Origin of the sequence: Yersinia ruckeri ATCC 29473, assembly GCF_000754815.1 — a bacterium.
GTDB classification, from domain to species: Bacteria; Pseudomonadota; Gammaproteobacteria; order Enterobacterales; family Enterobacteriaceae; genus Yersinia; species Yersinia ruckeri.
On the sequence record NZ_KN150747.1, the window covers coordinates 2,421,783 to 2,443,446 of the forward strand.

The window sequence follows — 21,664 nt, forward strand, 5'->3', positions numbered from 1 at the left end:
ATTTTGCTGTGATTCCGTTAATGATCAAGGTTAAGGCTTACTTTACGCAAGCGGTTTAATGGTTTTTCGAATAACTAGCGAAGACGGTATTCTGCATGATTTTCACCACTTTATGACCGCTTTCACCAATTGTTCTACTGCGGCGCTATATCATATACGGTCGGTCTGGTATAATACGCGCTATTAAATTGCTGATAAATATCGCTACGGAACGTCACACACATGGTTATAAAGGCGCAAAGTCCTGCCGGTTTCGCGGAAGAGTACATTATTGAAAGTATTTGGAATAATCGCTTCCCTCCAGGATCTATTTTGCCCGCGGAGCGTGAACTTTCAGAACTCATCGGGGTAACCAGAACGACATTGCGCGAAGTATTGCAACGTCTGGCCCGCGACGGATGGTTAACCATTCAGCACGGTAAGCCTACTAAAGTAAACAATTTTTGGGAGACATCGGGTCTTAATATCCTTGAGACGCTGGCTCGTCTGGATCACGACAGTGTCCCTCAATTGATAGATAACTTACTGGCTGTAAGAACGAATATTGCCTCAATTTTTGTGCGAACTGCGTTCCGCCAGCATCCTGATCAGGCGTTGGATATTTTAGCTAAAGCCGCTGAAGTAGAAGATCACGCTGAAGCGTTTACTGCGCTGGACTATGGTATTTTCCGTGGTTTGGCATTTGCTTCAGGTAATCCGATTTACGGTTTGATTCTGAACGGATTGAAAGGTCTGTATACCCGTGTTGGTCGTTATTATTTCTCCAATCCGGAAGCACGCAAGCTGGCGCTGAGTTTTTACAGCCAGTTGGCTGGGTTGTGTGAAACTCAGTCTTATGATCAGGTAATGGAATGCCTGCGTAACTATGGGAAAGAAAGTGGTGCGATCTGGCACAGTATGCAAGGCACCATGCCGAGTGATTTGGCCGAAGTTCGCCGTTAGTCGAACCTAGTTAAACGCAAAAGGGGCCGTTGGCCCCTAGAGGTTAATGACAAAGTGCTCACTGCGGTGAAAACCGCTAGATCATCAAGACGTCGTGCATACGTCCTTGTCGGCTCGTTCCGCACCCGAGATCGCAGGATCGAGGTTTGTCAGCAGTCTGAAGGAGCCGTTGGCTCCTATCTCGATGGTTGTTTTGAACCGTCCAAATTGCAAGAATCATTTTGGACGGCATGCTGAATTACAATTTGCTTTGCCTTGCTGGTGTGCTTTCCAACAGCTCACTACTGCCATCTTCATTAAGCTGTTCAATATGGACATCAAATCCCCAGAGACGATGAATATGTTTCATCACTTCCCGGCGGCTTTTATCCAGTGGAGCACGATCCTGCGGGATATAACGTAATGTCAGCGAACGATCGCCGCGCAGATTTACATTCCACACCTGAATATTCGGTTCATGATTGCTAAGGTTATATTGGGCTGATAGTTCATTGCGAATCGCTCGATAGCCTTCTTCATTATGAATAGCCGAAATCTCCAGATAATTATTCTTGTCGTCGTCCAATACGGTAAATAGCCGAAAGTCGCGCATGACTTTTGGCGAGAGAAACTGACTGATAAAGCTTTCGTCTTTAAAATCACGCATGGCGAAATGTAGCGTCTCTAGCCAGTCCGAACCGGCAATATCGGGGAACCAGTAGCGATCTTCTTCAGTGGGTGACTGACAGATACGCTTAATGTCCTGAAACATAGCAAAACCCAGCGCGTAGGGGTTTATTCCACTGTAATAAGGGCTGTTATAGGCGGGTTGATAGACCACATTGGTATGACTATGAAGAAACTCCATCATAAAGCGGTCAGTGACTCGGCCTTCATCGTAGAGATGATTTAAAATGGTGTAGTGCCAAAACGTAGCCCAACCTTCATTCATAACCTGGGTTTGTTTTTGCGGATAGAAGTACTGACTGATTTTTCGCACAATCCGCAGCACTTCTCGTTGCCATGATTCCAGCAAAGGTGCATTTTTCTCCATAAAATAGAGAATGTTTTCCTGTGGCTCACTGGGGTAGCGCAGTGCTTCCGCCTGAGTTTCTTCCCGGGCAATGCGTGGCAGGGTTTTCCATAGCGAATTCACCTGACTTTGTAGATATTCTTCTCGGCTTTTTTGCCGTGCTTTCTCTTCCTGCAATGAAATTTTTTGCGGTCGCTTGTAGCGATCAACGCCATAGTTCATCAGGGCGTGGCAGGAGTCCAGTAGACGCTCAACTTCTTCAACACCGTAACGCTCTTCGCATTCACTGATGTAGTGACGGGCAAACAGCAGATAATCGACGATAGAACTGGCATCGGTCCAAGTGCGGAAAAGATAATTATTTTTGAAGAAAGAATTGTGGCCATAACAGGCATGAGCCATGACTAATGCCTGCATGGTAATTGTATTCTCTTCCATTAAATAGGCGATACAAGGATTGGAATTAATGACGATTTCATAGGCCAAGCCTTGTTGACCATGTTTATATTTCTGTTCTGTTTCGATAAATTTTTTACCGAACGACCAGTGAGTATAATTGATTGGCATCCCGATACTGGAATAGGCATCCATCATCTGTTCCGAGGTAATGACCTCGATTTGATGTGGATAGGTATCCAACCGGTAATGTTTTGCAACCCGATCTATCTGCTCCAGATAGACCTGCAACAGTTCGAAAGTCCAGTCTGGTCCGTCAGTCAGACGCTTTTCTTGCACGCCCGTTTTTTCAGTTGAAGTTGTCATCAGCGCACCCTCACGGTTTAACATCCGGCCAAATACGTGTCCCTTGCATAATCCTAGCTCAATCTGAACAAACTGAGGCACGGCAAGACCTTATGTCAATATAGTTTATTTCTCATGCATCAGTAGTATCATCTTATTGTGTTATTTTACGATATATAATTCTGTATAAATGATTATTTATCAGAATAAAAATCTGATAAATACCGATTGTGCCATACGCGAATCATCTGTTTTATAAATAGATAAATTAAAAATTTTTCAACATTACCCCGTTTTTTAGCGAGAAAAACGAGTATTATCGCCAGTTATGTAAATCACTTGAAAATAAATGGGATTTAAATATAAATTAATTGTGAACAAACTCACAATCCATGATTAATTTGTTGGCTGGTTTTTTACACTGGGTTAACTTTCTGTCAGCAGAATATTATGCTTTATGTATCGTCGGCGGAGTAAGGTATGCGCATTATCATTTTGGGAAGTGGTGTCGTGGGAGTGGCCAGTGCCTGGTACCTGGCAAAAGAAGGCCATGAGGTTACGGTTATTGATCGTCAACCAGGTCCCGCTCAGGAGACCAGTGCAGCCAATGCTGGGCAGATCTCGCCGGGTTACGCCGCACCTTGGGCCGCACCGGGAGTACCACTGAAGGCCATCAAGTGGATGTTTCAGCGTCATGCGCCCTTGGCGGTTCGCTTGGATGGTAGCAGCTTCCAACTGCGCTGGATGTGGCAAATGCTGAAAAACTGTAGCACTTCCCATTATATGACCAATAAAAGCCGCATGGTGCGACTGGCCGAATACAGCCGCGACTGCCTGAAGGATTTGCGTGAAGATACCGGCATTCAATATGAAGGTCGTCAAGGTGGAACGCTACAGTTGTTCCGTACCGCGCAACAATTTGATAGTGCCACAAAAGACATTGCCGTACTGACGGATGCCGGAGTGCCATACCAATTACTGACGGCAGAACAGTTATCCACCATCGAGCCTGCATTGGCTAAAGTTGCCGATAAATTAACTGGCGGTTTACGTTTACCCAACGATGAAACCGGTGATTGCCGTATATTTACCGAGCAATTGGCCAAAATGGCCGAAGCGGCAGGGGTGAAGTTTATGTTCAACCGCACCGTGGATAAAGTGTTGGTGGATGGTAACCAGATTATCGGCGTGCTGTGCGGCAATGAGGTGATTAAAGGTGACGCTTATGTTGTCGCTTTTGGTTCTTACTCGACCGCTTTATTGGACGGATTGGTTTCTATCCCAGTGTATCCATTAAAAGGCTATTCATTGACGATCCCGATTATCGACCCTGCTGCTGCACCGCGCTCTACCGTATTGGATGAAACCTACAAAATTGCCATTACTCGTTTTGACGATCGTATCCGCGTGGGAGGAATGGCGGAAATCGTCGGTTTCAATACGCAACTGGAACAGGCTCGCCGCGAAACGCTGGAAATGGTAGTGCAGGATTTATATCCCGACGCTGGCAAAGTGGAGCAAGCGACTTTCTGGACAGGGTTGCGCCCAATGACACCAGACGGTACGCCGATTGTCGGGCGAACCCAGTATAAAAACCTGTATCTTAATACTGGCCACGGTACGCTGGGTTGGACAATGGCCTGTGGCTCAGGGCAACTGTTGGCGGATATTATTTCTGGCCGACAAACCACCATCGCAGCTGATGATTTGTCGGTCGCTCGCTACCGCCCGGGGTTTCATCCAGTGAGTGGTACAACGCTACATACTGCCCGTTCATTCCGTTAAGTTCCTTAATGACCTGCCAGGAGGGCAGCCCAGTGCTGACCGCCTTGGTGTGCGCCTGCAACTCATAAAATAAATATCCGTTAAAAGGAACACACATGCCTCGCCCGATATCAGCAACGCTGCATTTGTCTGCCTTTACCCATAATCTAAATCTAGTAAGAGGGTTAGCTCCTGATGCCAAGGTGTGGTCGGTGGTCAAAGCCAACGCTTATGGTCACGGTTTGGCTCGCATCTGGCGAAGTTTAGCCACCACTGACGGGTTTGCATTACTGGATTTAAATGAAGCGGTGTTGCTGCGTGAGCAGGGTTGGCAAGGGCCGATCCTATTATTAGAGGGATTCTTTCAACCACAGGATTTGGTGCTGCTGGATCATTATCGTCTGACGACGGTAGTCCATAGTGATTGGCAGTTGGAAGCCATACAACGTGCACGGCTAACGGCTCCTCTGAATGTGTATCTTAAAATCAATAGCGGTATGAATCGCTTAGGTTTCCCGGTAGGGCAGACCCATGCGGTTTGGCTCTGGGCGAAAAGTCTTGCCAATATTGGGCAGATCACATTGATGAGTCATTTTGCCAATGCAGATAATCCCACCGGAGTGACACAGCAATTTGATCACATTGTTCACGCTAGCGCTAAAATCGCCGCTCCGCGTAGTTTTGCCAACTCAGCCGCTACACTGTGGCATTCTCGCACCCATGCTGATTGGATTCGGCCGGGTATTATTTTATATGGTGCTTCGCCGAGCGGTAAGGTCGCTGATATTGCCGATAGCGGCCTGCAACCGACGATGAGTTTGCACAGCAAGATTCTGGCTATTCAGGATTTATCCAAAGGCCACAGCGTGGGTTACGGTAGTCGCTATCTGGCGAGCGATGCACAGCGCATTGGTATTGTTGCCTGCGGTTATGCCGATGGATATCCGCGCCATGCGCCAACAGGAACGCCTATATGGGTTGACGGAGTGTTAACCCGAACATTGGGAACCATTTCGATGGACATGCTGATGCTGGATCTCACCTCTTGTCCACAGGCGATGATCGGCAGTCAAGTCGAACTCTGGGGGAAAAACTTACCTATTGATGAGGTTGCTGCGACAGCCGGAACGGTCGGCTATGAACTGATGTGTGCTTTGGCGAGCAGAGTGCCAGTGACGGTTGAATCCTAAACTGAGATGGAAAGTGTTAATGCTGGCCGCAACCGGCCAGCGAAAATCAGGCAATCTTATTGATCGTTACCGGCATGCGTTTACTGGTTCGGCGAGCAATCCAAGCGAAGATACAGCCCGCTAACATCACCAATGCCAGAGAAAGCTTAGGTTCAATCGGTAATGCCATGGCAAGCAAACCCAATGCCGCACCGCCAGCCATTTGGACAAAACCCACTAAAGCTGAAGCCACGCCAGCCTCGTTAGCATAGGGTTCTAAGGCATAGCTGGTGGCAGGCCCCATCATAAAGGCCAGTCCGGCACAAGCGCTGGCCACGGGCAGCATATAAACCAGCCAGTGATTTTGTGCCTCGGCAGATAACTGTATCAAGCCAAATAATAGCCCCAGACAGCCCAATGCCATCAGTAAACTGCCGGTCATCAGGCAAAATGGGCGACCGATCTTTTGAATAATTCGATTGGCAATAAAGCTAACCAACATAATCCAGAAGCCATTGGCACCAAAAGCCAGTGAGAATTGTAGTGGACTGAGGCCCGCATCGCCCATCAACACATTGGGTGCCAGAGAAACATAGGTTAAAGCCATCCCCATAGCACCGGCATTGACCAGAGCAAAAATCAGAAAACGGTCGTCGCGCAGAATGCGCAGATAGTTTTTGAACGGTAGGCTTTTAACCGGCTGTGTCTCTGCCGGCCGCGTCTCTGGTAGGAACAGCACGACCAAAACCAAGACTGCCACTGCATACAGCACCAGGAACCAAAACGGCGCTCGCCAGCCAAAGGCTTCCGCTAGCAGACCGCCGAGTAAAGGAGCCAATGCCGGAACGATATTCAAGGTGCCATTCAAGAATCCAAAGGCGCGCGCGGCCTCATTGCCGCTCAATCGGTCACGTACCCCGCTAAATGCCACCACTGCCGTGCAACAAACAGCGGTGCCTTGCAGCAAGCGTGAAGCGACGAAAATGCTTGGCGTTGTCGCCAACGCCGCCATTGCGGCACCGATCATATAAAGTACGATACCGATAATGGCAATCGGTTTACGGCCATATTTATCCACCAATGGTCCAGCAATCAATTGCCCCAAACCCAACACCAGAATGAAGAGGGCGATGGTGGATTGGATCAGCGACTCACTGCTATTCAAGCCTTCGGCGATAGCAGGAATGGTTGGCAGATATAAATCGATCCCAAGTGGGCCAAGCAGAATCAGACTAAGCAGTAAAAACAGAAATTTTTGCATAACAGAAACACAACATCCAGGTGGCAGAGGCGCTAAGAATATGGATTCAATAGAATAATGAAAAGTCAATTAATGTGACCACGTCACGTTTCTTCGACTTTGGTGCAATAGATTGCTACAACCTAGATTGCTATGGCCTAGATTACTACAACCGATGAATATAACCCTACATTAGTTAACAAATAATTATTATAGAATCTATTTTCACACCCATGCGGGTGCCATAGGGGATGGATTAGCGCGATACCCACCGATAAGCATGGATACCGCGCAGGCAAAAGACATGATGCAGTGTTTCAGTGAAAACACGGTCATTTTGCCTCTGTTACGGTGATTGTTGTGTTTGTATTGATTAAATCAATACTGATGTTTCACACCAAACGAACACCCCGGAACGAAATCGGGTTGCTGTGGTATGTCGATCCATTGGCCGTTTACCTTCATTTTTTTCAAAGGCCTAGGCATAGGGTTAGTCGTAGGGCGGCAATCGGTGTGGGGAACAAAACTCGGCTCCTCATTAGATTCCATAGCGATATGGCTGATGCGGTAACATCTTTCCTGATCGATACCCGCACCTCGACGTGTTACTTCATTAGTCAAGCGCAATACCGTTTTGCTGTGGTCATTATAGCTGCCCAGAGCAGTACAAAGATCATCTGAACTGAATGCGGTGATTTGTTGGTCAGTCAACGACGGAAGGGGAAGTGTACAGCCGGAAATAAGTAAAAAACTCAGTGATAATATAACTCTCATGAAAAATCCTGTTTCATAAGTGACTACAATAGGTAGTGGTAAATAATTTCAATGCTAATTAATTATCCATTTTCAATTAATCGCATTGAAAGGCGAGCCTCCAGTGTAAATGATAATGACCAGAATTATTATATCTATTAAATCATTATATAAATAAATGGTAAACGAGCCGAGAATATCGATAATCGCCAGATCTCGGCGATGTTTTTATTGGCTTGATGGTTCGGCATTTCAGTGCCCGAGATGAGATTTAACCCACAGTTCAAAGTCAACGGCTTGCAGCGGTTCGGAAAATAAATAGCCCTGACCAACCTGATATCCCTGAAGGCGTAATAATTGCCGTTGGGCTTCGGTTTCCACCCCTTCAACCACCACGGCTAATTGCAAACTTTCTCCGATACGAATCACCGCTTCACTTAGCGCCCGGCTGGTTTCATCATGTTCAAGGTCGTTGACGAAGCTCTTATCCAGCTTGATTTCATCCAGTTCCAGTCGTCGCAGGTAACTCAGGCTGGAATAGCCAGTACCAAAATCATCCATAGATAGTCGTACGCCCAGTTGATGGATTTTGCCGATTATCGCAAAGATAATCGGGTTATTATCAATCAGAATATCTTCAGTAATTTCCAGCGTTAAGTGTTTTGGCGGCAAATTATTGCGCTGCAAAATATGCGCAATAATCTCAGGCAGACCCAGATTATGGAAGTTGGTTGGCGATAAATTGACGGAAATAGAGGGAACATTGATTCCGCGTAAACGCCAGTCTGCGAGTTGACGACAAGCTTCGTTAATCGTCCATAGCGCCAGTTCATTGATCAGCCCGCACTCCTGAGCCAGAGGAATAAAACGCTGTGGTGGTATTTCCCCTAATGTCGGGTGGTACCAACGACTGAGGGCTTCAACACCATAAAGCTGGCCATCGTCAAGTTGCACTTGCGGTTGATAAAAAAGCTGTAGCGTATTGAGATGAACCGCTTGGCGCAGTGCATCTTCCAACGTTTGTCGCTGCATGTTGATTTCATTCATTTCAGCGCTGAAAAATTGGAACTGACCACGACCCCTTTTTTTTGCTTTGCCTTTAGCCATATCGGCGTGGTGAAGCAGGCTATTAATTTCCAATGCATTCTCTGGGTAAAGGCTGATACCAATACCGGCGGAAGGCACAATAGTCATGCCGGAAATCTGGCACGGTTGGGATAGGCGGCTTAGCAGTCTTTCCACCCGGACAGTGGCCTGCTGTATATTACAAGGTGCTAGAATCAGGACGAATTCGTCGCCAGCCAAACGGCCGACAATGTCATTTTTGCCCATATCATCACGTAATCGCTGCGCGATGATGCACAGTAATTCGTCACCGGCGGCCTGACCCATAGAATCGTTAACCTGCTTGAAATGGTCAATATTGATCACTAGAACCAATAGCGAATAACCGCACTGCTGCGCATCGCCAATCACCTGATTCGCGTGGGTCAGGAACTGAGCCCGATTAGGTAGGCCAGTCAGGGCGTCATACAGGGCAAGCTGTTGGATTTTCATCCGCGAGCATTCCCGTTCCAGTGCCAACGCACACAGGTTAGTGGCCAGTTTTGCCAGTTTATGATGAAAATGATTAGGGCCGCGTTTTTCGCGAAAGTAGAAGGTAACAATTCCCAGCAGCTCACCTTTACTGGATAAAATCGGGTTGAACCAGCAGGCTTGTAGGCCGAGAGGAATAACCATGTGGCTAAAGTGTCGCCAAAGCGGATCGTTGGCAATATCCTCGACTAGTACCGGTTCTTTGCGGTGAGCCGCGGTGCCACAAGATCCATTCTCTGGGCTGATCGGCAAGTCGCAGAGTTTGGCGATCGTGTGTTCAGGTAAACTTGGGGCAGATAAATGTTCCAGTTTACCTTCAGTATTGACCTGTAAGATGCTGACCACGACTTCTGGTGCGATGCGCTCGATCTCCAGACAAAACATATCCATTATTTCACTCAGTCGCCGCTCAAGCACCAGGGATTCAAGTACCCGGAATTGCAGCACTTCATAAATTTTGGTGAGCGTGATATCTGTCAACACGCCGATGGTAAAGCTGGAGTGACCCTGTTCGTCATACAACGAATTGATGGTTACCGAACACCAATGCGGTTGGTGATTTTGGCCATAAAACAGTTCTTCAGGTTGAAGAGCTTGATGAATATAGGTGGTTTCGGCCGAGAGCGAGGGGGCGGTATCGCCGTTTTGTAGCAATGCTGCAATAGGTTGCCCCAATGCCTGCTGCGTGGTGTAGCCAAAAAGTTTAGTAAAACCCTGATTTATATAGAGCGTCTTTTGGCCGCTGGCGCTGTCACCAGCAATGAACATGGCGCTATCACTGCGGTCAGTCAGTTCGGTCAGTAATTGCACCCATTCATGGGTCGAAGACTCCAAGGCAACTTGTTGGGTAATATTTTTGGCTATTTTGACCATGTGGGTTGTTTTGCCGTCCGGACCGGGAACTGGTTGATAAATGGCTGCCAGCCATACCGGAGAACCGTCTTTATGCCGTCGTTCAAAACGACCTTCTAACGATTTTCCTGCTTGTAAGCAACTGAGTAACTCGTGATATTCTTTGCTGCCAACATAATCTTGTTTGCAAAATAGACTATGAGGCTGGCCGATCACCTCACCACGTTGATAGCCAAAGTAATCAAGATAGTTTTGATTAACGTTTACCACGACGCCGGTAAGATCGAACTCAATAATAGCCAGAGAGAGATTTAATGCCTGTAACAGCGCTTCATTTTCACTGTAGGAGGACCGCGCGTTATCCGCAGGTAGCGGGGCATTTAAATGGCTCATGATGAATCCTGTAGTAAGAACGGTGCCAAGGCCGTAGATTTATCAAATAAAATCATCGGATTACAGAGTCAAACATCATTATTTAGATATAAATAAAATAGGAAAAATGACAAAGTCATTAAATTGAGAGAAGGTGTTCAAGAAAAAAATAGGCTGTACACAAAATAGATTTAACTCTCTTAGCGACAGATTAACTAACCATAATCAATGACATTTATCCGATGACTGTAAAGACTAATAATAGTGCATTATTTATGGGTTAATTAATTTTTTTAATTTTCATCAGTGATTAATGTGGATGAAAAGCGCAATAAATTTTTGTAGTGGTCAGGGGCTATACAGGACGCGAGTTTAGCGAATACTATTTTTGATTAACAATCAGTTAATGGTTTTTTCCTGTGTAGAATCATCGGTAGGGAGTAATTATCGCCGAAGAGATGAATCTCCGACGACGGTTACAGGCAGGGTGATACTGACCTTTTTGTGAATGCTCAATTTTGTGAATAATCAATATCGGTTCAGTTGCGATGGCGCAAAAGGTTCACCATATTGAGCACCGCCGTTGAACGTTCATGGCGACGCCAAGCCAGTGTGATCTGGGTTTTTAGCTGGTCATCATCAATCTCGTGATAGGTAATATTGGTGGATAGCACGCTTTTCAGCGATCGCGGAATGATGGTGATACCAAAACCGGCAGAAACCATACCAATGGCTGAAACCAATTGTGGTGATTGCTGACCGAGTTCGGGTTCGAATCCAGCACGATAACAGGCGTTAATCATGGCATCAAACAGACCGGGACCGACTTCCCGCGGGAAAGTGATCAACTTCTCATGCTGTAGTGCTTTCAGACTGATTTTTTCGCAATGATGTAAAGGGTGGTATGCCGGCAGCACCAGCAACATGTCCTCTTCCACCAGAACTTCATAGGTAAATTCGGTACTGGCATGGCAGGGCTGGCGGATAAAAGCGATATCGATACGCTCACGGTGCAGATCATCCATTAAGGCCGGCATGGTTTCTTCGCTCGGTGACAGCATTACCTTCGGGTATTTTTCCCGGTAACTGTGTAGCAGGCTTAACACCGCTGGCTGAAATGCGGTCGAGCTGGCAAATCCCACCCGTAAATGACCGGTTTCTCCCCTGGCGATACTTTTCGCCCGTTCAATGGCTTCATCGGTAATCGCCAAAATATGGCAGGCATCCGCATAGAAGGCTTCACCAGCCTCAGTCAATTCAACCCCACGACTTAAACGGTGCAGAAGCGGCGTTCCTATCTCTCGTTCCAGTTTTTGAATTTGTTGACTCAATGGTGGCTGGGATATTCCCAACTGTTCAGCCGCTCGGGTGAAATGTCGGGTTGAGGCCACGGCAACAAAATAACGTAGATAACGCAGTTCCATATAATTTTGATATCAAAATAGTGGGGTTCCTATATTGGTACTTATGCTCCGCAGCCGTCAACCTTATAACAAAACATAAGTATAATTTATGTTATAGATGAGGTGGAAAGTATGATGATTGATCGGATGACTCCATATTGCTCTTGTGCGAAGGAGGTGGCGCAGGAATTCTTAGCGCATCAAAAACGCTATCCTGAGTGCGTTATTTACCAAACCTCATTAATGAGCGCGCTAATTAGTGGTGTTTATGAAGGGGATGTCACCATAAAGGAATTACTACAGCATGGTGACTTTGGATTAGGAACATTCAACCATCTGGATGGCGAGTTAGTCGCTTTCGATAGCAAAATTTATCAATTACGTGCCGATGGCAGCGCCCGTAATGCCATGCCGGAACAGAAGACACCTTTTGCCGTCATGACATTCTTTCAGCCAACAGAAGAACGTTGTTTTGAACATAAAATGAGTCGTCAACAGATTCATAACGTGATTGATGATGTTGCCGAAACGGACAATTTATTCTGCGCATTGCGCATTGACGGCAAATTCAGCCATGTCGAAACGCGAACAGTTCCACGTCAGCAGCGTCCTTACAAACCGATGTTGGATGCCATTGCTGAACAACCTACCTTTGATTTTGCCCACCGGAATGGCGTCGTTATCGGATTTCGCAGCCCCGCTTACACGCAGGGCATCAATGTGGCCGGTTATCACGAACATTTTATTACCGACGATCGTAGCGGTGGTGGGCATGTACTGGATTATCAACTGGAAAATGGCGTTCTGACTTTCGGTACTTTAACCAAACTGGTCATTGATTTGCCTCAGGGGCGAGATTTTCTTAAGGCCGACTTAATGCCTGGCAATCTCGATAAGGCCATTCGTTCGGTTGAAAGTTAATAGCACGGCTCGAGTGGCTGATTTAGCGGCAAAACAGGACAAGGTATGATGATGAATGATAAAGCTATGCAGGAATGGAAGTGCGGTGCCGATCTGGTTGTCAATCATCTGGAACAGCAGGGCGTGAAACAGGTTTTTGGTATTCCGGGTGCCAAAATTGATCGGGTATTCGATGCATTGGAAGATTCTCCGGTCAAGACCATCGTGGTACGCCATGAAGCCAACGCCGCCTTTATGGCTGGAGCCATAGGACGTTTGACCGGGAAGGCTGGGGTGGTTTTAGTCACTTCTGGACCCGGTTGCGCCAATCTGGTAACCGGATTGGCAACCGCGACTTCGGAAGGTGACCCGGTGGTAGCGTTGGGGGGCGCAGTAAAACGAGCCGACAGCCTGAAGATAACTCATCAAAGTATGGACACTGTCAGTATTTTCCGACCGGTCACCAAATTCAGTGTTGAAGTTACCGCCTCAAGCGCATTATCTGAAGTGTTGGGAAATGCTTTTAGAACCGCAGAATTTGGCCGCCCTGGAGCGGCGTTTGTCAGCCTGCCGCAGGATATCGTTAACGAGCCGGTTACCAGTCGGATTCTGACTCCCAAGTCCTGCCCAACAAATGGCAGTGCGCCGCAGGACAACATTATTGCTGTAGCGGAAATAATTAATAAGGCCAAAAATCCGATTTTGCTATTGGGATTAATGGCCAGTCAACCGGCCAACGCTGATGCGGTACGGCGCTTATTGCGGCACAGTAACCTGCCGGTGACCAGTACCTATCAAGCTGCCGGTGTGATTGATCAGGCGCACTTTGATCGTTTTGCTGGTCGTGTCGGGTTATTTAATAATCAGGCGGGTGATAAATTACTGCAACAAGCCGATGTCATTATTACCGTGGGTTATAGTCCAGTAGAGTATGATCCGGCATTATGGAATAGCGGCACCGCCATCCTTATCCATATTGATGTGTTACCCGCAGAAATTGATGCAGCCTATCAACCAGAAAAAGAGTTGGTAGGAAACATCGCCAGCACATTGGATGCTTTGACTCCGCGCATACGGGGCGAGCTGATTCTGACGTCGCAAACCGAGGCTGTTCTAGAGGAGCGCAGTCGTCAACGGCGGGATTTGGCCGATCGGGCAGAACGTATGAGTGGTTTTGCTATTCATCCATTACGTCTGGTGCGCGCCATGCAGGATATTGTCAACAGCGACGTGACGCTGTGTGTCGATATGGGCAGTTTCCACATCTGGATCGCCCGCTATTTGTATAGTTTCCGTACCCGGCAGATTCTTATGTCCAACGGTCAACAAACGATGGGCGTGGCGTTACCTTGGGCTATTGCCGCGGCGTTGGTTAATCCGCACCAGAAAGTGGTATCGGTTTCTGGTGATGGCGGATTTATGCAATCCAGCATGGAGTTGGAAACGGCAGTACGCCTAAATAGTAATTTGCTGCACATCATCTGGGTAGATAATGGTTATAACATGGTGGGAATGCAGCAGCAGAAAAAATACCACCGGTCTTCGGGAGTCAGTTTTGGCGCGATTGATTTCAAACTGTATGCCGATGCCTTTGGCGCGAAAGGTTTCGCGGTAGAGTCTGCGGATGAATTGATCACCAAATTACATCAGGCGATGGATGTGCAAGGGCCAGCAGTGATCGCCATTCCGGTGGATTATTCGGATAATTATCGATTGATGGAAGAAATGAATATTAGTCAACTGCTCTAATCGTTGTAATAGTATTTTACGTGACTAAGGCTATCGAATGACGTTCAGTTGCTGAAATGGCGGGGCATCGGCCAAGTATTTAATCTGATGCGCTGACAAGAACCCACTAAAAACCGACTAACATCAGTCGGTTTTTTATTAGGCAGGAGAATTAATTTTCCACAGTTTGCCGGCGAAATAGCTCGCGGAATACCGGATAAATATCTTCCGGATCGCGGATATGTTGCATGGCAAAATTATCAAACTGAGCCTGTAAAGCTTCATATTCACGCCATAGAGTTTGATGCGCCCGCCGGGTGATTTCTATGTAGCTATAATAACGCACCATAGGTAACAGTTTTTTCGCCAGAATTTCCCGACATAATGGTGAGTCATCGGCCCAGTTATCACCATCAGATGCTTGGGCAGCATAAATATTCCACTGTGCGGGATCGTAGCGTTGCTGAATAACTTCATCCATCAATTTCAGAGCGCTGGAAACAATAGTGCCCCCCGTTTCCTGTGAATAGAAAAATTCCTGTTCGTCCACTTCTTTGGCTTGGGTATGGTGGCGAATATACACGACATCCACGTTTTTATATGTTCGGCTCAGGAATAAGTAGAGCAGAATGTAAAAACGTTTGGCCATGTCTTTGGTGGCCTGATCCATCGAACCGGATACGTCCATTAGGCAGAACATGACTGCCTGGCTGGATGGTTCTGGGCGACGTTCATAGTTTCGATAACGTAAATCAAAGGTATCGATAAACGGAACACGTTCGATTTTTTGTCGTAATTCGGCAATGTCCTTTTTTAAGCGCTCTTCTTCCAGCAGTTGAGCCGGTTCGGACTTCTCCAGTAACGCCAGCGTTTCTTCTAACTCATGCATTAGCCGCCGTTTCCCAGCGGTCATTGCGGTGCGCCGTGCCAATGAGTTTTGTAGCGAACGAACCACGCTGATATTGGCTGGAACGCCATTGGCGGTATAACCTGCCCGATGAGTTTTAAACTCGGTCAGTTGTTTGTACTGGTTTTTTTTCAGATTCGGTAGGGCGAGATCTTCAAATAGCAGATCCAGATATTCATCTTTGGATATTTGAAACACAAATTCGTCTTCGCCAGCGCCATCTTGCCCAGCATTGCCCTGACCGCTACCTGAACCGCCGCCACTTTGTTGGCGTTCTACACGATCATTGGTAATAAAATGATCATTACCTGGATGCACCCGATGGCGTGTTCCGCCGCGACCCTGATGAAACATGGGTTCGTTGATATCGTCTATCGGGATTGAAACCGATTCTCCGCTGTCGACATCGGTCACTGACCGTTTGTTGATGGCTTCGGTGATCGACTGTTTAATCTGTGCCTTATAACGGCGTAAAAAGCGCTGGCGATTGACCGTACTTTTATTTTTGCCGTTAAGTCGCCTGTCAATGAAATAGCCCATATATCCCCCGAACGACCTTGCCCTTTATCTTTCCGGTTGCTGCCGCGCTGGCGACCTGTATTCACCCCGATCACCTTGGTGGATTGGGTGACCGGGGTGAGTTACGTTGCCCACTCGCCGTAACCCGAAATCTATTGGGGATACCCTTTATCTTCCTCGCACTCGTGGTGACTGCGGGAAACTATCGGGTCTATACCTGCTATGCCGCAGTAAATCGGCAAACGGGTTATGAAGATTTTCTTACCCGCAGATACCATTCACACAACAAGCGAACTTGTTTACGGGTATAACCTTTCTCCATCATCCGGTCGACAAAGTCATCATGTTTTTTCTGCTCATCCGTTGAAGTTTTTGCATTAAAAGAGATGACTGGCAGTAACTCTTCGGTATTTGAGAACATTTTTTTCTCGATAACCGTGCGTAATTTCTCATAGCTGGTCCAGTTAGGATTCCGGCCATTATTATTGGCACGAGCTCGTAGAACAAAATTGACAATTTCGTTACGGAAATCTTTCGGGTTGCTGATCCCAGCAGGCTTCTCTATTTTCTCCAGTTCAGCATTCAGGGCTTCGCGATCAAATAACTGACCGGTATCTGGATCGCGGTATTCTTGATCCTGAATCCAGAAATCGGCATAAATAACATAGCGGTCAAAAATATTCTGACCGTATTCGGAATAAGACTCCAGATAGGCGGTTTGAATCTCTTTACCAATAAACTCGGCGTATTTTGGAATCAGATAGCCTTTCAGATGCTCAAGATATTTCTCGGCAACGTCTTGTTGGAATTGTTCCCGCTCGATCTGCTGTTCTAATACATAAAACAGATGAACTGGGTTGGCCGCGACTTCGGCATGGTCGAAGTTAAACACGCGTGACAAAATTTTAAAGGCAAAGCGGGTCGAAAGACCGTTCATGCCTTCGTCCACACCAGCATAATCACGATATTCCTGATATGACTTGGCCTTTGGATCCGTATCTTTCAGGCTTTCGCCATCATATACCCGCATTTTTGAGTAGGTGCTGGAATTTTCCGGCTCTTTCAGCCGCGACAATACGGTAAAACGAGCCAGTGTTTCCAGCGTTCCCGGCGCACAAGGTGCATGAGTTAACTCACTATTTTCTAACAATTTATCGTAAATCTTGATTTCTTCGGAAACCCGTAGGCAGTACGGCACTTTGACGATATACACTCGGTCGAGGAACGCTTCGTTATTTTTGTTATTTCTGAATGTCACCCATTCGGATTCATTGGAGTGCGCCAGAATAATCCCGTTGAATGGCAGGGCAGAGATACCTTCCGTTCCGTTATAGTTCCCTTCCTGAGTCGCAGTCAGTAATGGATGCAGCACTTTGATTGGTGCTTTGAACATTTCGACGAACTCCATAATCCCCTGGTTAGCACGGCATAATGCACCGGAATAACCATAGGCATCGGGATCGTTTTGCGCGTGATTTTCCAACTTACGGATATCCACTTTGCCAACCAACGCGGAAATATCCTGATTATTTTCATCACCGGGTTCGGTTTTAGCAATGGCAATTTGTTCAAGGATGGATGGCCAGACTTTAACTACCTTGAATTTGGTGATATCACCACCAAACTCATGCAGACGTTTTGCCGCCCACGGCGACATGATAGTGCCGAGGTAGCGGGGTGGAATATTATATTCTTTTGCCAGAATGGTTGCGTCTTCCTGTGGATTAAACAGGCATAACGGATGGTCGTTTACCGGACTACGCTCACCATTGGCACTGAGCACATAGATAGGAACACGCTGCATCAAGGCTTTTAACCGTTCAGCTAATGAGGATTTCCCGCCGCCAACTGGACCTAATAAATAGAGGATCTGTTTCTTCTCTTCCAGCCCTTGGGCGGCATGTTTCAGGTAAGAAACGATTTGTTCTATGGCATCTTCCATACCATAAAATTCTTCAAATGCAGGATAACGGGCAATGACCCGATTGGAGAATAGCCGAGACATGCGTGAATCGAGAGCTGTGTCGACCATGACAGGATTACCGATAGCCATCAACAGGCGTTCTGCTGCATTGGCATAGGCACTGCGATCCTGTTGACAGATAGTAAGAAACTCCTGAAGTGTGAACTCTTCGTCCTTGGCCGCTTCATAGCGCTGGCGATAGTGATCAAATATGTTCATAGCATGCCCGTCCTGTTTGAATGGTTGGGAACATAAAAAAGTAGTAGGGCTTTATTGGGTTAAAATTTTGAAACTACTACCTTATTGTTATGGTCGCGTCTGTTCTAAAGGTCAAGTTGGCTATGACGATAGATTAGCCATTCTGCTGGCAGGAAAAGCATTGTTCTCGAAATTTTACGCTGAATTATTTTTATTTTTTGGTGTGAAATGTTTATTTACAGGTTTTTATATTGTAAAAATGCCAATCAGCCAGTGTAATTAAACCCTGATAATTTTTCCTTATCTACATCGGTGGTTGATAATTGCTTGCGCTATAATTCATTCGGTAAATTGATATAAACCGACTCTGGTAGTTGTAAACGCGGGTTCGCTCCCAGAGTTTCAGACTGGGTCAAGGCCGGGATAATGACGCCATACTGATCACCGTTAGCCTGATGAAAAACAGCATGGTAATGAGAAAGTCATATTTATTGTAAGGTTTTATATACAACATTTGGACTAGATAAAGAAATAATGGCTCTTTATCGCATCTTATGAGCGCGTCATACCACTAAGATTTACCTTAAAAATCATCGTAGTTATTGTGAGTTATGTAAAGATTTAGCAAATTTTGCGTGGTTGATTTACAATAATGTAGCTTATTATTTGTTTACATATGGAATAGAAAATCAGTGAAAACCTTTAAACTTAAAACGTTGGCTGCTATAGCCATCGCCATTAGTAGTGTTTCTGCGGCACATGCCGGAACTTGGTCTTTAGGGGCGTCAGCATTAGTGAGCCCGGAACCCTACCGTGGTAAGCAAGATCGGGTATACCCGGTCCCTGTGATTAATTATGAAGGTGATAATTTCTACTTCCGCACGCTCGCCACCGGTTACTATCTGTGGAAAGATGATAGCAATCGCCTAAGTTTGGATGCTTACTTCCTGCCGCTGAATTTCAAACCTGGCGACAGCGATGACTGGCGTATGAAGCAGTTGGATAAGCGCCGTAGTACCCTGATGGCAGGAGCGTCATATGCGCACACTGCGGATTGGGGGATTATTCGTACTTCGATTTCCGGCGATACTTTGGATAACAGCAATGGTCTGATTGCTGATCTGACTTATCTGTATCGGTTCCAGCTTGGTGATTGGCGCTTGACGCCAGGGGTTGGTGCCGCTTGGAACAGTAAAAACCAAAATAAATACTATTATGGTGTGACGGCAAGCGAATCTGCTCGTAGTACACTGAACACCTATGAGCCGGGTGATAGCTGGTCACCTTACTTCGAGTTGTCGGCCAATTATCAAATTAACGCCAGCTGGAATGCGTTCTTTATGGGGCGATACATTCATCTGGCTGATGAGGTCAAAAACAGTCCAATGGTTGATAAATCCTATACAGGTTTAGTCTGGACTGGCGTCACTTACACCTTCTAATGTCAAAACAGGGGCCAGTCAGGCCCCTAAAGTTATGACAAAGTGGTTGCAGCGGTGAAGTGACCGGTAGAACGTAAAAATGCCGTCAATACGTCCTTGTCGACTCGTTCCGTGCTATCTCTGGCTGGCGCGGACGCTTGACCTTTTACCCTGTCTTCCTCACTAGAATCGTAGACTAGAGGTTAGTCAGTAGTGAGATTACAGTATCTAGCGATAGGTTGAATCATAGTTCCCTCCTTTTTTCCATCAAAACAGTCTCATCTACAGTCTGATTGCATTTATTTATTTGTAACTAAAAGTGAATAATGGCAGAGATTCAGCATTTTTTGTTAAAACAGCCATATTATTTGCTGTCGTACGGGATTGTTTGGTATCATGCCGCCGATATTAGGGAAATATTATAATTATATTTAATTAATAAGATGGATTTTTTTGTATGACCAGGAACATTGTTGAATTCTTAATCACCGTATTATGCGCTTCACTAATTGTATTAGGGCTAGGGTATAACCTAAGGTCAGCAGATATTATAATAATATCTCTGATGATAAAGTTACTATCAATAAATATCATTTCACGATATTTCATTCTGCTGCCACTATTTATAACCTTTACATTATACTTCCCTATAGGGTATTTTTATGGCCCGCCTGATTTAGGGATTACTGCCTCTTTATTCGAAACGAATGTTAGAGAGTCAATGGAGTTTACTCAATCATTGCCTATCTGGCTTTTATTGGGTTCATTGCTGATTATTTCTTCTTTCTTTATCTTGAATCATTTTTTCTGGAAGAAAAACGCAACATCAAAAAAATGGCGTTATATATTTATTGTTATAATAACCGCAATTTCACTGCTGAAATATCATAGTGCGGGTATTGAAAAAATAAAAATAATCAAATTCTACTACTCTATGTATCATTCCTATCAAGATTACCTGAAAGATAAAAATGATATGACTAATGGTAGCTATATACTGCCATCTTGGCAGGTTGAAGAGGTTAAAGGGAAATACCAAAATTACGTGCTGATTATTGGGGAAAGTATGCGCAAGGATTATATGCCAGTCTATGGTTATCCTGTGGAGACCATGCCTTTTTTAAGTCACACTAACGGTGTTTTTTGGGACGGTTATGTTACTACCGCACCGAACACCGCATTGGCTCTCTCTCGGATCCTGTCGCGAACCAGTGGGAAGGACTTCAGTAAACCTGATAACATTATCACCCTGGCCAATATGGCCAATATGGAAACTTATTGGCTCTCTAATCAAGGTCGCTTTGGTGAGTTTGATTCATCTGTCTCCAGAATAGCAGCCAAAAGCCACTATACTTATTTTACCAAGCATGGGGATTATGCTTCTAGTAATATAAATGACATGGCATTATTACCTGTGCTAAAACAAAAAGTTCAACAAGACCATGTGAAAACCCGGTTATTTGTTTTACATTTAATGGGATCCCATGCTGGTTTTTGCGCAAGATTAGAAGATCAAAATCCGCCAGAATATTTTGAGAATAACCGCGATATGTCATGCTATCTTGCAACCTATACGGTAGCGGATAAGTTTATTCAGCAGGTGGTAAGTATGTTGAATGATAAAGCCGAATCTTATTCATTAATCTATTTATCAGATCATGGCCTAACGAGAAAACATGACTTTTTGGTTCATGGTTCAGAACACAAAGAGAATTATGAATCACCACTTATTATTATTTCTAGTGATGATAATAAAAGAGAATATGTTAATCTTCCCCGATCAGGATTTCAGTTTATTAACGCATTTGCCGAATGGACAGGGATAACTGAAAAAGGAATGAAGTCGCAAGATAAGTTCTTTAGCCATACACCGAATAAAATCATTAAAGTATTTAATGGTTCGGATATGGTGGATTTTGAACGCTTACCTTCCGATCCTGTGTTATTACCCAATAATAAGAAATTGGCAAACTAGCGGCATAGCGATTTGTTTAACGGATGGTGTTGGGGCGGCGGTGAAAAAAGACCGATCGTCAAGATCCCATCAACTTATTCTTATCGACGCGAACCGCGCCATTTGTGGCGCGGACATTTGACTCTTCACTCTGTCTTTTACACCAGAGATTGCAAGATCAAGGTATGTCAGCAATCTGATGGGGCGTAAAGCCCCATTTTTGTCTTGGT

The 21,664-nt window shown here is 45.7% G+C and carries 15 protein-coding genes; 8 read left to right on the plus strand and 7 right to left on the minus strand.

Annotated elements, in window-relative coordinates:
- Positions 1–222: 222 nt before the first annotated feature.
- On the plus strand, positions 223–942 hold the full coding sequence (gene fadR / locus DJ39_RS10730; protein ID WP_004719836.1) for a fatty acid metabolism transcriptional regulator FadR: 720 nt from the start codon (positions 223–225) through the stop codon (positions 940–942).
- 238 nt (positions 943–1,180) lie between these two features.
- Here fadR and DJ39_RS10735 read toward each other — a convergent pair whose 3' ends face one another.
- Complete coding sequence (locus DJ39_RS10735; protein ID WP_038242497.1) at positions 1,181–2,716, minus strand: SpoVR family protein; 1,536 nt, start codon at positions 2,714–2,716, stop codon at positions 1,181–1,183.
- A gap of 459 nt (positions 2,717–3,175) precedes the next feature.
- Here DJ39_RS10735 and DJ39_RS10740 point away from each other — a divergent pair, with 459 nt between their 5' ends.
- A complete protein-coding gene (locus DJ39_RS10740) occupies positions 3,176–4,480 on the plus strand; it encodes a D-amino acid dehydrogenase (protein WP_004719840.1) in 1,305 nt (434 codons plus the stop codon).
- A 95-nt stretch (positions 4,481–4,575) separates the two neighbouring features.
- Positions 4,576–5,649, plus strand: a complete 1,074-nt coding sequence (dadX, locus tag DJ39_RS10745) for a catabolic alanine racemase DadX (RefSeq protein ID WP_004719842.1) — start codon at positions 4,576–4,578, stop codon at positions 5,647–5,649.
- A 46-nt stretch (positions 5,650–5,695) separates the two neighbouring features.
- Here the strand turns inward: dadX and DJ39_RS10750 are convergent, their stop codons facing one another.
- The 4 genes from DJ39_RS10750 to DJ39_RS10765 form a co-directional block, all read right to left on the minus strand.
- Positions 5,696–6,889, minus strand: a complete 1,194-nt coding sequence (locus DJ39_RS10750; RefSeq protein ID WP_004719843.1) for a multidrug effflux MFS transporter — start codon at positions 6,887–6,889, stop codon at positions 5,696–5,698.
- A gap of 357 nt (positions 6,890–7,246) precedes the next feature.
- On the minus strand, positions 7,247–7,642 hold the full coding sequence (locus DJ39_RS17135) for a hypothetical protein (RefSeq protein ID WP_049688126.1): 396 nt from the start codon (positions 7,640–7,642) through the stop codon (positions 7,247–7,249).
- 231 nt (positions 7,643–7,873) lie between these two features.
- Positions 7,874–10,462 carry a bifunctional diguanylate cyclase/phosphodiesterase gene (locus tag DJ39_RS10760; RefSeq protein ID WP_004719845.1) on the minus strand — a complete coding sequence of 863 codons (2,589 nt, stop codon included), beginning with the start codon at positions 10,460–10,462 and terminating at the stop codon, positions 7,874–7,876.
- 518 nt (positions 10,463–10,980) lie between these two features.
- The gene (locus tag DJ39_RS10765) at positions 10,981–11,865 is read right to left on the minus strand and encodes a LysR family transcriptional regulator (RefSeq protein ID WP_004719847.1); all 885 of its coding nucleotides are present in this window, start codon (positions 11,863–11,865) and stop codon (positions 10,981–10,983) included.
- A gap of 114 nt (positions 11,866–11,979) precedes the next feature.
- Here DJ39_RS10765 and budA point away from each other — a divergent pair, with 114 nt between their 5' ends.
- On the plus strand, positions 11,980–12,765 hold the full coding sequence (gene budA / locus DJ39_RS10770) for an acetolactate decarboxylase (RefSeq protein WP_038251739.1): 786 nt from the start codon (positions 11,980–11,982) through the stop codon (positions 12,763–12,765).
- 45 nt (positions 12,766–12,810) lie between these two features.
- Complete coding sequence (gene alsS / locus DJ39_RS10775) at positions 12,811–14,493, plus strand: acetolactate synthase AlsS (RefSeq protein WP_004719852.1); 1,683 nt, start codon at positions 12,811–12,813, stop codon at positions 14,491–14,493.
- Between the two features lie 151 nt (positions 14,494–14,644).
- Here the strand turns inward: alsS and DJ39_RS10780 are convergent, their stop codons facing one another.
- Both DJ39_RS10780 and yeaG read right to left on the minus strand, forming a co-directional pair.
- Complete coding sequence (locus DJ39_RS10780; RefSeq protein ID WP_004719853.1) at positions 14,645–15,919, minus strand: YeaH/YhbH family protein; 1,275 nt, start codon at positions 15,917–15,919, stop codon at positions 14,645–14,647.
- Positions 15,920–16,145: 226 nt separating this feature from the next.
- Entirely contained in the window at positions 16,146–18,080 is a 1,935-nt protein-coding gene (gene yeaG, locus DJ39_RS10785) for a protein kinase YeaG (protein ID WP_004719855.1), read from the minus strand.
- 16 nt (positions 18,081–18,096) lie between these two features.
- Here yeaG and DJ39_RS17935 point away from each other — a divergent pair, with 16 nt between their 5' ends.
- The 3 genes from DJ39_RS17935 to DJ39_RS10800 all read left to right on the plus strand — a co-directional run bounded on the left by DJ39_RS17935 (position 18,097) and on the right by DJ39_RS10800 (position 21,455).
- The gene (locus tag DJ39_RS17935) at positions 18,097–18,342 is read left to right on the plus strand and encodes a hypothetical protein (RefSeq protein WP_038242449.1); all 246 of its coding nucleotides are present in this window, start codon (positions 18,097–18,099) and stop codon (positions 18,340–18,342) included.
- A 409-nt stretch (positions 18,343–18,751) separates the two neighbouring features.
- Positions 18,752–19,501, plus strand: a complete 750-nt coding sequence (locus DJ39_RS10795) for a MipA/OmpV family protein (protein WP_004719859.1) — start codon at positions 18,752–18,754, stop codon at positions 19,499–19,501.
- A gap of 700 nt (positions 19,502–20,201) precedes the next feature.
- A complete protein-coding gene (locus DJ39_RS10800) occupies positions 20,202–21,455 on the plus strand; it encodes a phosphoethanolamine transferase family protein (RefSeq protein ID WP_004719861.1) in 1,254 nt (417 codons plus the stop codon).
- Positions 21,456–21,664: the final 209 nt, after the last annotated feature.

Coding starts and splice junctions, on each gene's coding strand:
- DJ39_RS10800 (WP_004719861.1), top strand. CDS start 20,202: ATGGAGTTTACTCAATCATTGCCTATCTGGCTTTTATTGGGTTCATTG.
- DJ39_RS10760 (WP_004719845.1), bottom strand. CDS start 10,462: ATGAGCCATTTAAATGCCCCGCTACCTGCGGATAACGCGCGGTCCTCC.
- alsS (WP_004719852.1), top strand. CDS start 12,811: ATGATGATGAATGATAAAGCTATGCAGGAATGGAAGTGCGGTGCCGAT.
- budA (WP_038251739.1), top strand. CDS start 11,980: ATGATTGATCGGATGACTCCATATTGCTCTTGTGCGAAGGAGGTGGCG.
- DJ39_RS10780 (WP_004719853.1), bottom strand. CDS start 15,919: ATGGGCTATTTCATTGACAGGCGACTTAACGGCAAAAATAAAAGTACG.
- DJ39_RS17135 (WP_049688126.1), bottom strand. CDS start 7,642: ATGAGAGTTATATTATCACTGAGTTTTTTACTTATTTCCGGCTGTACA.
- DJ39_RS10765 (WP_004719847.1), bottom strand. CDS start 11,865: ATGGAACTGCGTTATCTACGTTATTTTGTTGCCGTGGCCTCAACCCGA.
- yeaG (WP_004719855.1), bottom strand. CDS start 18,080: ATGAACATATTTGATCACTATCGCCAGCGCTATGAAGCGGCCAAGGAC.
- fadR (WP_004719836.1), top strand. CDS start 223: ATGGTTATAAAGGCGCAAAGTCCTGCCGGTTTCGCGGAAGAGTACATT.
- dadX (WP_004719842.1), top strand. CDS start 4,576: ATGCCTCGCCCGATATCAGCAACGCTGCATTTGTCTGCCTTTACCCAT.
- DJ39_RS10735 (WP_038242497.1), bottom strand. CDS start 2,716: ATGACAACTTCAACTGAAAAAACGGGCGTGCAAGAAAAGCGTCTGACT.
- DJ39_RS10740 (WP_004719840.1), top strand. CDS start 3,176: ATGCGCATTATCATTTTGGGAAGTGGTGTCGTGGGAGTGGCCAGTGCC.
- DJ39_RS10750 (WP_004719843.1), bottom strand. CDS start 6,889: ATGCAAAAATTTCTGTTTTTACTGCTTAGTCTGATTCTGCTTGGCCCA.